The sequence below is a fragment of the Bacillus sp. DU-106 genome, from assembly GCF_004799705.1.
In the GTDB taxonomy this organism is placed as follows: domain Bacteria; phylum Bacillota; class Bacilli; order Bacillales; family Bacillaceae_G; genus Bacillus_A; species Bacillus_A cereus.
Genome location: NZ_CP026607.1, coordinates 2,981,334 through 2,996,188 on the forward strand (window position 1 = coordinate 2,981,334; position 14,855 = coordinate 2,996,188).

Sequence of the window (14,855 nt, forward strand, 5' to 3'; positions counted from 1 at the left end):
CCAAGCTGGAAAAAGATTTAAAATACAGCGAAAATAACAGGAGATACTGTACCACCGCAAGAAACAACAGTCAAAGTTCCAATTCAATCACTTATACAAATTGAATTCAAAAAAATAAATACTGCTAATTTAAATATGAAACTGAAAAACTATTTTGCTCCAAATTTTAAAAAAAGATAATAAAGAAGTTGTGAAATTGGAAACAGATGAAAGCGATATGGCTATTTTTGAAGCACTATGCTTTGAAAAGTATAAGGTGGAGGAAATTCAAGTACTCAACTAAACATTTAATTGAGAGAAAGGTCTTTTCATCAACTAAAAATAAAAAAACGAATGGAATTTTCAAAAAAATGACACTATATTACTGGTCGCAACATTAGCTTACTTTCCACAAAAGAGGAAAATATATATAGACTTTACAAATACTAAAAATAGCAAACTAGATAGTTTTATTACCGCATCACATAAAGTGAAACTTTAATCAGTGGGGGTTTTGTTCATCCCCACTGATTATTAGCCCACACCAATCGGGCTTTTACGGGCAAATAGCGAGATAAACTTATTATTAATTTCCAAATACAATAGTTGTTAATCAACCAAAAACTTCAATAACCAAGGTGCACAGTAAATTGACATCAAAACAATTCTTACTACAATATCAGGTTTTGCTTATTCTATGAAAAAAGAAATATCACTTAAAAACTATTCCTTTATATCGATTTAGACATAAAACATTTTATTATATCGGCTTAAGTATTATGGAATTAAAATTGCAAATAACACCAAAACTCTTTAAAGGGTTCATACATCGCTCGTATCGAATTTATCACCTTTCGATACCTACGTCATTAACATAACTAAAAAACATCATTACAAAGGAATCTGAGAGGTTTTTTCAATTCCGAAATTTATTTTTTTGTAAATTAAAGGAAAAATAATCCGTATATATACGGATTATTTTCTTAGTGTAGTCTGTATTGACCTGTTAACTGTTTTTCAGCCATTCGAACTAAGCGTTTTGTAATCTCTCCACCGATCCGAACCATTTGCAGATGATGTGATGTATCAGGTCCCAGTGTGACTCCTAGTTCAAAAGCAATTTCATACTTCATTTGCTCAATAGTACTTGTAGTAGCAGAAATAAGAATTTCATTTGTATCACTTTCGTATCTTTGAATATTTATAAATAACATGTGCCTAATTATGCTATTTATGCATGATCAACCTAATTTATTCCAGTATTTTTATAGGAACCCTTTCCCTCCCCTTATTCCACCAATTAAATTTGAAACACAAATGTACATTGCATTTCAATATAACAATAAAAGCTACAAAAGCAACGAATTTACTACTTTAAAGTTAAGTGTTTAACCTTGAAGTACTTAAATTCTTTTTTCCAGATAAAGCATACATTATATCTTGATGTTTTATTGTCCTCTTATAATTATGTGGTATCGGGAATTTTTTTCGGTATTCTTTCATTATAATTAAAGTTTGAAGTTCTATGCTCAATACTTTTGCGAGGATATGATAGTTATATCCATTGTTTAACAGAGAAATTATGTCATAAAACATAGTTTTTCCACCCACTAATTTTACTAATTTATTCTTTAACTCATCCCCCTTTTCTTTAGCTTTATCAATTTCTAACAACATAGATTTTTTATTTGTCTGCTTAATGTATTGAGTATACAACTCTGGGAATTCTTTTTGTACTTCTTTGTTTAATACTGGTCTATATTTAATCATATAAGTAACTTGTAACAAAGAGCGTTTTAACAAACTATCTTCAATGAGATACGCTACTTTATTAAATAAATGTACATATTCCTCAATATTGGAATAACTATTAAAATGAGCTAATACTCTACTTTTTATACTAAAAGCCTTGCCTACATAAATAATATTGTCATTATAGTCTTTAATGAAATAAATACCACTGTCAGATTTTTTCAATTTATTATCCAATTCTTCTATACTCATAAAATGCAATTCACTCATACTTCTCTCTCCTTAGCAGTGTTAAATCGTAAAAAACAAGCAAGGTTTCTAAAAAAGTACTTAGCTGCCCTAGCATCTCTTATTTTATCTCTTGCTAAATGTCAAAAAACTGTTTCTATGTTACTCAACTATCAATATGATTATTAATAAAATTTTCGATCGTTATTATCTCGCAATTTTATCATGTAATTTCGAGATCGTTTCCTCATTTAAATTACTGTATTTTATCGAATAAAGGAAATATACTACTACCCCAATAGTAATCCAAATACTAAAGTACACCCATGTCCTTAACGGTAAATTTAGCATTAAAAACACACAGCATACAATTGCAACGCATGGTAATACAGGTACAAAAGGTACCATAAATCCACGTTTTAAATTTGGGTGTGATTTACGAAGGATAATAACTGATAGACAAACTAACGCAAATGTCACCAAACTACCGATATTAACTAAATTAACTAATTCTTTCAAATCAATAAACCCAGCTATTATAGAGCTCCCTATTCCTGCTAATCCAGTTATAAAAGTGGGTGCTCCAGTTTTCTTATTAACTTTCGCAAATGATTTCGGTAACAATCCATCACGACTCATTGCAAAGAATACTCGTGTTGCCGCATACATATTGGAAAAAATAACAGCCATAAGGCCAATTACAGCACCTGCAGCAATTGCACCAGCGACTTTTCCTTGTCCTACAACTTCCATTACATAAGCCATTGCCTCAGGAACATTTAATTCTTTATAGGAAACCATTCCTGTCATAACAAGGCATACCATAACATAAATAATTGTACATATGATTAATGATGCAATAATACCGATGGGAAGATTACGTTTCGGATCTTTTACTTCTTCTGCTGAAGTTGCTAATATATCAAAACCCGTAAAAGCGAATAAAATAGCTGCTCCACCCGTAAAAACTCCACTTAAACCGTATGGTGCAATTGGTATCCAGTTCATTGGTTTTACATAGAATATACCAACCGTAATAAACAACAAAATCATTCCAATTTTAATCAATACCATTATATTATTGATTCGTTTACTTTCTCTCGTACCACGAGATAACATCCATGCCAATATCAATGTAATAATTACTGCTGGTAGATTCACAATACCACCATGCGAAGGAATCGTTACTAGAGCTTTAGGTATCTCTAATCCAAATCCCTTTATTAAATTGTGGAAATAGCCTGTCCATCCAGCAGCGACAGCTGCTGTTGCCACGATATATATTAACAGCAATGACCAACCTACTAGATGAGCAACAAACTCACCAATTGTTGCATATGAGTACGTATATACACTACCAGACGCCGGGAGTGTAGAAGCAATTTCCGCGTAACATAATGCTATAAATCCACATATAATTGCTGCAAGTATAAATGAAAAAACAACTGCTGGACCAGCATTTCTTGCTGCTACTAATCCAGTTAACACAAGAACACCCGTTCCAACTATCGAGCCTACCCCTAACATAATTAAATCAAATGCTCCTAATGTTTTCGTTAAAGTCTTGCTTTGATTATGCTCTAACAATTGTGTAACGGATTTCTTTTTTAGTAAATTACTCATATTTTCTGTATCCCCTTTAAAATAAGGTTTGTTCTTCTCGTTAGTGTTGTATATAAATTTACTTAGTTATTAACTAGCCTCATAATATTTCTTTTACATTAAATAGATTTGAAATATTATATAAATTCGCTTCTCACTTACTAGTTAAACTAGACATTTCCATAGATTTTTGCGTACAACGTTTCATAGCTGAAATGATAGCTGTTCTTAAACCTTTTTCTTCTAGCGTTACTACAGCTTCTATCGTCGTTCCACCTGGAGAACAAACCATATCCTTCAATTCACCTGGATGTATTCCTGTTTCCAATACCATTTTTGCAGAACCTAATACAGCCTGAGCCGCAAATTTATAAGCTTGTTTTCTAGGCATACCGCCAAGTACAGCAGCATCTGCCATGGCTTCTATAAACATATACACATATGCTGGAGAAGAACCACTAATAGATGTAACAACATCCATTAGTTTTTCATTTATGACCTCCGTCTGGCCGAAAATATTAAATATGTTCAGTACCTCTTTTATATCTTTTTCTGTAACCATTTCATTAAAACATAACGCAGACATTCCTTCTCCAACAAGTGCCGGTGTATTAGGCATTACTCTAACAACCTTTAACTTTCTACCAAATTCATTCTCAGTGCTCTTAATACTTTTTCCTGCAGCAATAGTTACAACGATTACATCATTTTTTATTTGATCTTTTATTTGGTTAATTACCGATGAGTATAAATCTGGTTTGATTGATAAAATTAAAATGTCAGCACTGTTAGCGACTTCATTGTTGTTAGTAGTTATAGTTATGCCATATTCATTACTAGCATTTTTTAAATTAATGACGTTTAAATCTGAACAAATTATTTGATCTGGAGAAACTATATATTTTTTTATCATCCCACCTATCATAGCGATACCCATGTTTCCACATCCGATGAATCCTATTTGTTTATTCATAATAATTTGCTCTTGCTCCTTCTACTCTAAATTTTATTGATTTTGAAATTATTATTCTAAATAAGGGCTATTACAATTACTTGGTTTATTAATAGAATTTCAAAATTCTCCTTCCTATATAGAGCTTACATATACCTCTAATAACTTCTTTGCTTTCGCTGAATTTTGAGGTGGGGGTCTTACTGCCCGGCAAATAGCCGGATAAAATCATTTCTTTAATCTATAATAAGAAGGACATAAAAAAACAAAAAGTTACAAAAATTTTCAAATTAAAACTTTTATAACTTTTTGTTTTGATGCAAATATAATATTAATTAAGGTATCTCACCGTTTTAAACTTGACGCTCCATAATCTTGTATAGTTACATTTATATGATATTTAATCGGTACCTTACTAAATGTTTGATCCCAATTTTTTTTGACTTTCTCCCATGTTCTCGGGTGTTTAATTCTTAATTGGTTGCCAAAACCCGCAATATCGACTTGGTATTCTTTTTGTATTTTTTTTGTAACATGATGTACTAAGTGCTTTACTTCTTTTTCAATAGCTTTTTCTTCCCTTTTTAAAAATTCATTTTCAAAATCTTTTCCTGATTGCATCCAATTTTCAGACAAACGCCCTTCTGATTCAATGTTTACATCAAAGGAAATATTATTTCCGTTAACATGTGGTATGATTTTGCTTTTTATTGACTTTATTTCGTATATAATGAGTTTCTTTGATTCTTTATCAAAAGTTTTTACCACACCACCATTCCTTTTTCCGTTTATCCATACTACTCCTTCCAATTCCTGCTCATTTAAAAAGCCCATCAACTTTTTTGTCTTCCCTTTAATTACAGCAGCTCCTGCAAATTTTGTTTCCCCATTTATCGAGATTACATTTTGCAAAAGAAAACTGGCCCCTGACCGCATCTTTCCTTCCAATTTAGCGAGCGATACAGGAGGTAAAATCCTTGTTGTTCTATTTCTATTATCTGCAATTCCAGACAAACGAAATGCTGGGATTTCTCCTTTTTTGTTTGATTCCAGTACCTCCTTCGCTAGACCCTTGCTAATTAAGAGCATACAGCTAAGCCGAACTTCATTGTCACGGAGATACTGTTCAAGTAATTGTTCTAAACTGTATGTACGTACAAGACTATCGCTAATAACAATATTTTTTAAATGTGGGCTGAACATTGTGCTCTCTCTTTTCAATGAAAACTCACGAACAATTTGATGAATGGAATCACCGGTCTCAGAAACATTTATATAACGTTTTTGTTGTCCATTTCCTTTACTTTGTGCTTGCGAACTAACAATTTGATAAGTAGCTGTTATAAGGTTTCTTTTAGGATAACCTCCTTCCTCATCCTCTTTCTCAATTGTTGAATCCTTCCCTTTATCTAGTGCTATACCTGCAGTTAAACTCAATTCTTCTACTTCTTTACTGCTCCAACACCCTGTTAAAAATAGAAGCAAAAGCGTCCATAACAAAGCCAAATAGAACCGCATATAATTAAATTTATGTTTCACACTACTCCTCCTTTTAATCGCGTAATAATAAGAAGAAGCAGTGGCAGTAAACCAAATAAAAATAAAGCAGCATTACCGAGCATATCCCCCAATTTAAGCAAGTCATTTATATTTTTCGAAGTCATAGCAATGATGTAAATGATTGGAATCAAAGCAAAAATAAATGGATGAATACTCTTTTTAAAGAGTTGCGCTAATCCTAATGCAGCTGCATAATAACTAATCGTATAGGTAGCAAATATTTGCATAATCCATATTACAAGCAGTAAAGATTCAAAACGTTCAAATATCAAACCAGAAATTTCAAAACTGCGCATAAGGTCAATTGTCGGCCATGTTCTTGTTACAACCCCATCAATTGATAATGCACCAATGACCATTACAACAGTTATTACATAAAAGATTAACGGAATAGAAATTCCAACTAAAATAGCTTTTACTGCTTTCTTTCGTTGTTCCATAAATACCAAAAGAATTAACATAATTTCAGGACCTGTATATGCGAGAGACGTTGTTTTTATCCCATCTAACACTGGTTTAATTCCCAAACCTAATACGGGACGGAGATTATCTATCTCGAATATTCCGATACTCATAAAGGAAATGATTAAAAAAATAAAAACAGTAATAGGAAATATTATTTCAAACATCCGTGCAATTGAATTAATACCACCCATAATCAAATAGAGACCTATCCACATAAAAGGCATAACAATAGCCCATGTGGGGGTTCCTTCTAGTAAAAAAAAGCTTATTACTTCTGCCATTGAACGAATTTGAAATGCTGAAGTTGTAAGAAAATACCCTATAATAAGAAAACTAAGCAATCTCCCTATCCATTTCCCTACAATATCTTGACTGTATTGGTAAAATGTTTTTTCTGGAAACTGCTGACTTAATTTGACCATAATTACTCCTGAAACCATTGCCAGTATCCCACCTAATATCACACTTAACCATACATCTGGTGTTTTCACTTTTTCCACAGATGCTCTGGGCAAAGTAAGAATTCCTGTCCCAAGTATGTAATTTACAATAATAACAACTGCTTGTGAAGTTGTTATTCGGTCTTTAGGTATAGTAATCACTGAAGGCCACTTCCTTTCGTCATCAGCTACCTTTTGCGGATAGTTTTTTTGGTATGCATTATTTTCGGTCGACGTCTCATTATTTTTAATGGCATGCGAACCATAAAATCTTTCCAATCACTGAATCGATATGGAACAGCAGGGCTGGTATAAGGAACGCCAAAACTTTTCAGTTTCACTAAATGACTGCAAAGTAAAAGAAAGAAGAGAATAACTCCATACAATCCAAATATCGCAGCACAAAACATAGCTACAAAACGAAGAATGCGTAACGTAATTCCCACACTATATTGCGGAATAGTAAAAGAAGAAATAGCTGTTACCGCAACAACGATAACCATTATTGGACTAACAATTCCTGCTTCTACGGCAGCCTGACCAATTATTAAACCGCCCACAATTCCCATTGCCGGTCCAATCGGTTTAGGCAGACGTAAACCTGCTTCTCGTAAAACTTCGATAGCTACTTCCATAATTAACGCTTCTATTAAAGCGGGAAAAGGAACTCCTTCTCGCGATCCGATAATAGAAATAGCGAGCTTAGTGGGAATTAATCCTGGATGAAATGAAATAAAAGAAATATACAGTGCTGGAGCAAATAATGAAACAAAAGCTGTCATGAAGCGTAATAAGCGGAGAAGCGTACCAGGAAGCCACCTTTCATAATAATCTTCTGGTGATTGCAGCAGCATACTAAATGTAACTGGAGCAATTAAAACAAATGGTGTTCCATCTAACAAAATAGCTACTCGACCTTCCATCAAAGCACTAATAACACGATCAGGTCGTTCTGTATTTTGAATCTGCGGAAAAGGACTGAGATAATTATCTTCAATAAGTTGCTCTATATAACCAGATTCGAGTACACTGTCTATGTCAATTTTCTGAATTCTGTTTTTTATTTCATCCACCAATTCTGTACTAGCAAGATCTTTAATAAATGCGACGACTAACTCTTTCTTTGCACGTTCTCCTACTGGTAGCTTTACTAATGATAAGCTCTCATCCGCACAGTGTCGTCGCAAAAGTGAGGTATTATCACTTAATACTTCAGTAAAACCGACCCGTGGCCCTCTGACTAATGCCTCCGATACTGGTTCTTCAATGTTTCGTTTATTTGCTTTTGTTGTACCAAGAATAAACACATCTGCTAAACCATCAATTAAAAGAGCTGTTGAACCTATCAATACTTTGGGTATTAAATCTTTTATGTAATGGACTTCTGCTACTTCACTAATTGTAAGAACTTTATTTTTAATATATTCTTTTGAAACAGTCCCCTCCACATAAGAAGATTCATTTTTATATTCATCAGAAAAATCATCCATTAGTAATTTCATAATATGTTTGTCAATTATCTCTTTATCTGATAGACCATCAACAAAAACGATCCCAGCCTGAATATCTGTGCGTCCAATATTAAACTTCCGAAATCGAACATCAGAATTATGTCCGATTTGTTGCTTTATAAGTTCTAAGTTAGAGGCAAAATCATTTGTGAAATGAACGTTTGTATTTTGAGATGGTTTATGCTCTTGTTTCGTTTTACTTTGAATATTATTTTTTTTCACTTGTTTGTCTCTTGACTTCCACCAACTCATTCTTCCCACTCTTTCTCTGACATACGAACCCAATGAAAAAATCTTGAGATAGTATACGGAATTAAAAACAAGATAAAAGCTTGTACAAAGACTTTCCAATCTGGAAGATAAGAAGTAATTATGTTCCACATTTTTATCACCCAATTTATATACTCTGCTAGGATTGAGATTTCTAAAAAACGATATGTACTTAATAAAAAATAACGATAAGATTAAAGAGCAGAAAAGCGAGACATTATGCTTATTTAGTACCAATAACCTAATTAGTATAAAAACATTTCTGACCTAAAATACCATTTCCAATTATAATTTGTTAAATATTATCTCCTTTTCCCTTATTTATATGCCCGCATTTGAATTTCAAATAATATAAGGATCAATGATATTTCCTCTTAAAGAAAAAAAGATGCCAGAAGATAGCATCTTTTTTTCAATTCAACTTACTATGTATTTATATTTTATTGTGAAAATACTCGTTTTTTTTAATGAATATTAATGTGTAAAAAATACATATTCTTTTGTTTTAAGTTCATACACTTCTACCGAATCGATACGGAATTTTCTGATTTTAAAGCCAATATGAAATAAAGGAAAATCCTCTCTTAGAAAAACTATATAAAACCAATAACATAAAAACAATTATCAATCTATCAATTGAAAATAATACTTAGCAAGAGTTTATCATCTTAACTCCAAGTGTATTCGTTTTGCTTCAAAATAAAGAACTTGAATAAATTTTTTCGTATCAATACGAGCAGGTAATGTTGGTTCATTATTCAATTCTGTCATCTTTCTCCTTACGGTAGTAAAATCAAAAAATCTAGAAGCATAATTTTCGAACTTCGGGTTTAAAAAATCAGTAAGTCCAAGGGATGCTAAATGGTTTAATGATTGATAAATTGCTCTCCGAATCCGTTGTTTGGAAGCTTCTATGAACCTTTTTAATTCGGCATCTTCAGCTGAATCCCCAAGTTTTTTTTGAGCTAAATTCATAAAAATCTCTTTTAGTGAGGGAAAGCCTTGTTCCAACGTGTTATCTTGTTCATATTTATATAAATAATCTAGCATATCCATTAAATCTTTACTTCCACTTTCACTGGCTATTCCTAATTCAGACAAAAGAAAATGAATGGAATTTTGAAAATGATTGAAAGTATTTAAATGTTTTTCATTACGGTATTTTTCTTGCACAATTGAATTACTATCCAATTTTAGTACCATATTAAGCGATTCTTGAATGTTTTTTATTGATTTTTCCAAACGAATTCGTTCAATGACTTTCCGAACAACTGTTAATACTTCAATCCGGTTAATTGGCTTAATAATATAGTATTCAACACCAAGCGAATAAGCTTCAGCAATTAATTCTTTTGATTCTACTTGAGAGACCATGATGATTTTCCCTTTAAACGAAGGCTTTATTTGACGAATTGTTTTTATTCCATCTTGATTCGGCATTAACAAATCGATAAATAAAATGTCTATATTTTTAAGGATTACCATTTGTTGCTCTAAAGATAAACCATCCTCAGCTTCTCCTATAACCTCCCCAAGATCTTCATCCTCGATAATTTGAGCCAACATTGAGCGAACCGCTTTTTCATCATCTACTATATAAAAATACATAGAATCACCCTTTCGAAATTATATGATCAATCCCTAATCTAATTATAAAAATTGATCCTTTTCCTTCGGTTCTGTCCTCAAACGTAACATCACCTTCAAGTTGTGCGACCATTTCTTTAACATACGATAATCCGATACCTGTCGATGGGTTGCCTAAATCATCATATTTAGAAGTAAACCCAGGCTCAAAAATTGAATCTTTATATTTTGAAGAAATACCAGGACCATTATCGCCTATTTGAAATTCAACAAAATGGTGGTCTTTATTAATGTCAATTGTGATGGTTCCCATACCTTGGATAGCTTCTACAGCGTTTGTAACGATATTATTTATAATAGATAAGATTGTGTAAATATGATAATGAGGATGCACACCATCAATTTTATACACAAATTGGATGTCTTTCTCTAGCAACCGTGCATATTTCGTATTTGCCCGTATAATGATATTTACTAGTTCATGCACAGACATATAATCTGTAAAACTTTCATCAGAAATTAATTTTGAAAGTCCCGCAAAAATACGTTGGTTATCCTTTTTAACATCATGGACCTCACCAGCAATTTGTAATGCCTGTTGCCTTAAATCCTCAAACTGAAAATCCATCTGTTTGTGCTCAAAAGAGTCTAAGGTTTTATATAAATCATAGGATTTTTTTGTTATATTCTCAGCATCTTGTAATGTTTTCTTTAAATGAACAGCATCTTCATATAAATTAGAGATGAGCATGAGCATGTGTTCATTTTGCTTCTTTATATGTCTCTCCCTTGATTGTGCTTCATACAATTTCATCATATTGAAAAAGCTTAGAACTATAAAACTATGGGAACATGCGATAACAATGATCTCATTTATTGCCTCGGATGTGATCGATGTTTTTAATACGAAATATTGAATCATTAATTCCACACAGTCTGACAGTATTTCAATCATGCAACCAATAAAACCAATCATTAGTGGTTGATGATAAAAACGTTTAATTTTTGCTAAATGAAAGAGATACGAATAAGTAAAATAAAAGAAAAAACTAGGATAGTGAGTATGAAAAGCGGCTAGCCAATCCATATTTCCCTTTATAATGACATCCATTGAGATACGAAATACTACCACGACTATCGCTGTTAAAAAACCCGGTAAAAATGCTGGAATTCGTCGAAACAATAACAAAAAAAAGAAAAATGTTGGTGCGCCAAAGCTCATTCTAAATGTTTCATTTAAAGGAAATGACTTTATTTCACCTACTAAGGGTACTGTAAGTATCATTAAAACGAGAATATAGATGTCTTTTTTTACTAAATTACTAAGATTCAAAATAATCACTTCTCACTTTCGCCTAACAGTCAGTATACAAACCTATTTGCATTAATACAATACTTACTCTATTTTTTTCAAAAGCTGATAAATAAGATATAAACGAAAGCATTATAGATTGTGAGTATTCATTACACCCTTCTACTTTAGAAAGATACTTTATAACTCAAAAATGTTCAGACACAATATAAGGTCTGAACACTTTTGGACTCGCTCTAACACCAAAATATCTGTGCTCCTTTTTAAAATATACTTAAATCCCATTCTTTTGCAATATGTTCTAACAACATAATTCCTGGTAAACTATTCCCATATTCATCAATGGCTGGTCCGTAAATACCAATACCACATCCATCTTGGAACGATAAATCCTTCCTAGATTTTGAGGGAACAAGTGTCATAATTCCGCCGGATACCCCACTCTTAGCTGGTAATCCAATGAAAGCAGCAAATTTTCCAGAAGCATTGTACATTCCACAAGTTAGCATTAAAGCTTTTGTTAACCTAGCTACTTCTTTAGGGAGCACTTGTTCTTTGCGAATAGGATGATATCCATCATGTGCTAGTATAAGCCCTATTAAGGCAATATCTTCTGTATTTATTTCAATCGAACATTGTTTTAGGTAAACCTCTAGTGTCTCCTCCACATCTGATTCTAGAAAACCATTCTCCTTTAAATAGTATGCTAATGCTCTATTACGATGAGCCGTTTCCCATTCTGATTGAAATACTATTTCATTAATAGCGGGACGCTTCTCTATCATTTTTTCAATTAATACGTATAGAGATTCTAATTTTTCTTGCACCGATGTCCCTGGCAAAAGTGAAGCTATCGTAATCGCTCCAGCATTGATCATAGGATTAAAAGGTTTTCCTGGTTTATGTATCTCTAAACGAATAATTGAATTAAAGGCATCTCCAGTTGGCTCTACGTCAACTCGTTCTAATACATAAGAAATACCGCGACTTAAACAAGCGGCTATAAAACCGATTACTTTTGATATACTTTGTAATGTGAAAGGTATCTCCCAATCTCCTGATTTTATCATTGTTCCATCTGGCTTTACTATACAAATACCTAACTGCGATACATTTATTTCCCCCAGAGCGGGAATATAACTGGCGCTTCGTCCCTTAGCTGCATACGCTCGATAATGAGCTACCCATTGATCTAAGCAAACTTTTTCTTGACCCTCAACTTGAACGCTAGAATCCTTTATCATTTAATCATATTCCCCCGTACTATTAACTTTATATAGAATGATTTTTTCTTTACTATAATCAATAATATTTGCACTAGAACCAAGAAAAATATTCAGACATATTGCAGTCTGAATATCCTTCTTATTACACACTTTTCTTTTTTGAAGTTTTCTCATAACTATCCCAACATTCAATATTTTCAAGCCCTTTAATGTTTTCTTTATAAAAAATAGGATCTTTACCAGCTTTTTTCTGGTTTATATAATCTTGTAACGCCGCAAATGCTACTTTTGAAAGTAAGGTAATAGCAATTAAATTAATAATAACCATAAAGCCCATAAATAAGTCCGCTAAATCCCATACAATTTGAATCTTTGCAACAGAACCAAATACAATCATAGCCAACACACTTATTCTGTATATCATTAACCACACTTTACTTGTATGTAAGAAGCGAATATTTGTTTCACCATAATAATAGTTGCCAATTAACGCACCAAATCCAAATAAAAAAACAAAGATAGCAAGACAACCCGATGCCCAAGGACCTATGTGTTCACTTAATGCTGCTTGTGTAAGTGCAATACCATTTAATCCCGGTTGTTTATATGCATCAGACAGCAAAATAATAAAGGCAGTGCTAGTACAAATGATCAGTGTATCCGTTAATACACCAAATGCTTGAATCAGTCCTTGTTTCACCGGATGACTTGTTGTTGCTGTTGCGGCAACGTTTGGTGCACTTCCCATACCAGCTTCATTTGAAAATAAACCACGTTTAACTCCATTCATAAGTGCTGCACCAATTGAACCGCCTGCTATTTGTTTAAAACCAAATGCGTTTTGAACAATAAGAGAAAGAACTTCCGGCATTTTTGATATGTTGGTAACTACAACAAATAATGCAACTCCAATGTATAATACCGCTAAAAATACCACCTTGTATTCAGCCATTTTTGCAATACGTTGTACACCACCAAAAATAATCGCAGCGAAAGCAATGGCCATGATTATCCCAACTGTTAGACGATCTGTACCAAATGAGTTTTGAAAAGCAATTGTAACTGTATTTGATTGTACTGAATTGAATACAAGTCCAAAAGTAATTGTGATTAAAATAGAGAATAATACTCCCATCCAACGTTTATTCAACCCTTTTTCCATATAATAGGATGGACCACCGCGGAAACCAGTTTTATCTTTTACTTTATATATCTGTGCTAATGTGCTTTCGACAAAACTGGAGGCCGAGCTAATAATAGAAATAATCCACATCCAAAATACAGCTCCAGGACCACCTAATGCAATTGCAATCGCAATTCCTGTAATATTCCCTGTTCCAACGCGGGCTGCCATACCAATACAAAACGCTTGAAAAGGAGAAACTTGATCTTTAGCACCACTTTTTCCCTCCATTAATACACGGACCATCTCTTTTAACATTCGAAACTGTACAAAATTCAATTTAAATGTAAAATAAATTCCGCAAATAACAAGCATAATAATTAACAATTTAGACCATAAAAAATCATTTGTTGATCCGACTAAATCTACAAAAAACCTTTCCATATCATCACTCCATACCAAAATTTATCTATCATAATCTATATAAAATCACCTATATTTCCTGGTATAAATACCTCTTTCATATTCAAATACAACAAGGATAAAAATTTTCTATATGAATCGGATTGGCCTGTTTAAGCAAACATCACAACATGTAACCGTAAAACTGAAATTTTGAAGTACTTAACAATTATACAAACGGATGCTCTACCCCTTTCTGCAAAACTAATATTTTTATCCACTAACATTGTTGTACTACTATGTTTGTTTCGTTTACCGGTGATTTAAATCATAATAATCAATAGTGATTAAGTGGTTTTTTGTTAATCTTCTCAAGAACATGGAAATATCTCCTTTCTCACTACTAATCTCAAAAATAGGCTAGGTAAAAACTTCGCGAAAAACTC

The 14,855-nt window shown here is 32.6% G+C and carries 12 protein-coding genes; 1 reads left to right on the top strand and 11 read right to left on the bottom strand.

Annotation, left to right across the window (positions count from 1 at the left end; all coding sequences use genetic code 11):
* Positions 1–154: 154 nt before the first annotated feature.
* Positions 155–283 carry a hypothetical protein gene (locus C3Y97_RS15255; protein WP_002026045.1) on the top strand — a complete coding sequence of 43 codons (129 nt, stop codon included), beginning with the start codon at positions 155–157 and terminating at the stop codon, positions 281–283.
* Between the two features lie 679 nt (positions 284–962).
* On the opposite strand, the gene C3Y97_RS15260 is transcribed toward C3Y97_RS15255, so the two are convergent.
* The 11 genes from C3Y97_RS15260 to C3Y97_RS15310 form a co-directional block, all read right to left on the bottom strand.
* A complete protein-coding gene (locus C3Y97_RS15260) occupies positions 963–1,193 on the bottom strand; it encodes an alpha/beta-type small acid-soluble spore protein (RefSeq protein WP_000897399.1) in 231 nt (76 codons plus the stop codon).
* Positions 1,194–1,359: 166 nt separating this feature from the next.
* Positions 1,360–2,001 carry a GIY-YIG nuclease family protein gene (locus tag C3Y97_RS15265; RefSeq protein WP_001292165.1) on the bottom strand — a complete coding sequence of 214 codons (642 nt, stop codon included), beginning with the start codon at positions 1,999–2,001 and terminating at the stop codon, positions 1,360–1,362.
* A 165-nt stretch (positions 2,002–2,166) separates the two neighbouring features.
* Positions 2,167–3,582 carry an amino acid permease gene (locus C3Y97_RS15270; RefSeq protein WP_000067451.1) on the bottom strand — a complete coding sequence of 472 codons (1,416 nt, stop codon included), beginning with the start codon at positions 3,580–3,582 and terminating at the stop codon, positions 2,167–2,169.
* A 133-nt stretch (positions 3,583–3,715) separates the two neighbouring features.
* A complete protein-coding gene (gene proC, locus C3Y97_RS15275; protein ID WP_001041302.1) occupies positions 3,716–4,534 on the bottom strand; it encodes a pyrroline-5-carboxylate reductase in 819 nt (272 codons plus the stop codon).
* 324 nt (positions 4,535–4,858) lie between these two features.
* Positions 4,859–6,052 carry a Ger(x)C family spore germination protein gene (locus tag C3Y97_RS15280; protein WP_000680794.1) on the bottom strand — a complete coding sequence of 398 codons (1,194 nt, stop codon included), beginning with the start codon at positions 6,050–6,052 and terminating at the stop codon, positions 4,859–4,861.
* Positions 6,049–7,140: a spore germination protein gene (locus C3Y97_RS15285; RefSeq protein ID WP_000628606.1), complete on the bottom strand. Its 1,092-nt coding sequence runs from the start codon at positions 7,138–7,140 to the stop codon at positions 6,049–6,051. The genes C3Y97_RS15280 and C3Y97_RS15285 overlap by 4 nt, the downstream gene beginning before the upstream one ends.
* 26 nt (positions 7,141–7,166) lie before the next feature.
* On the bottom strand, positions 7,167–8,741 hold the full coding sequence (locus C3Y97_RS15290; RefSeq protein ID WP_000119234.1) for a spore germination protein: 1,575 nt from the start codon (positions 8,739–8,741) through the stop codon (positions 7,167–7,169).
* A 681-nt stretch (positions 8,742–9,422) separates the two neighbouring features.
* Positions 9,423–10,367: a response regulator gene (locus C3Y97_RS15295; protein WP_000274087.1), complete on the bottom strand. Its 945-nt coding sequence runs from the start codon at positions 10,365–10,367 to the stop codon at positions 9,423–9,425.
* A 4-nt stretch (positions 10,368–10,371) separates the two neighbouring features.
* The gene (locus C3Y97_RS15300; RefSeq protein WP_000584789.1) at positions 10,372–11,688 is read right to left on the bottom strand and encodes a sensor histidine kinase; all 1,317 of its coding nucleotides are present in this window, start codon (positions 11,686–11,688) and stop codon (positions 10,372–10,374) included.
* A 233-nt stretch (positions 11,689–11,921) separates the two neighbouring features.
* A complete protein-coding gene (gene glsA / locus C3Y97_RS15305; RefSeq protein WP_000588648.1) occupies positions 11,922–12,902 on the bottom strand; it encodes a glutaminase GlsA in 981 nt (326 codons plus the stop codon).
* Positions 12,903–13,026: 124 nt separating this feature from the next.
* Positions 13,027–14,451: an alanine/glycine:cation symporter family protein gene (locus C3Y97_RS15310; RefSeq protein WP_000439275.1), complete on the bottom strand. Its 1,425-nt coding sequence runs from the start codon at positions 14,449–14,451 to the stop codon at positions 13,027–13,029.
* Positions 14,452–14,855 lie beyond the last annotated feature (404 nt).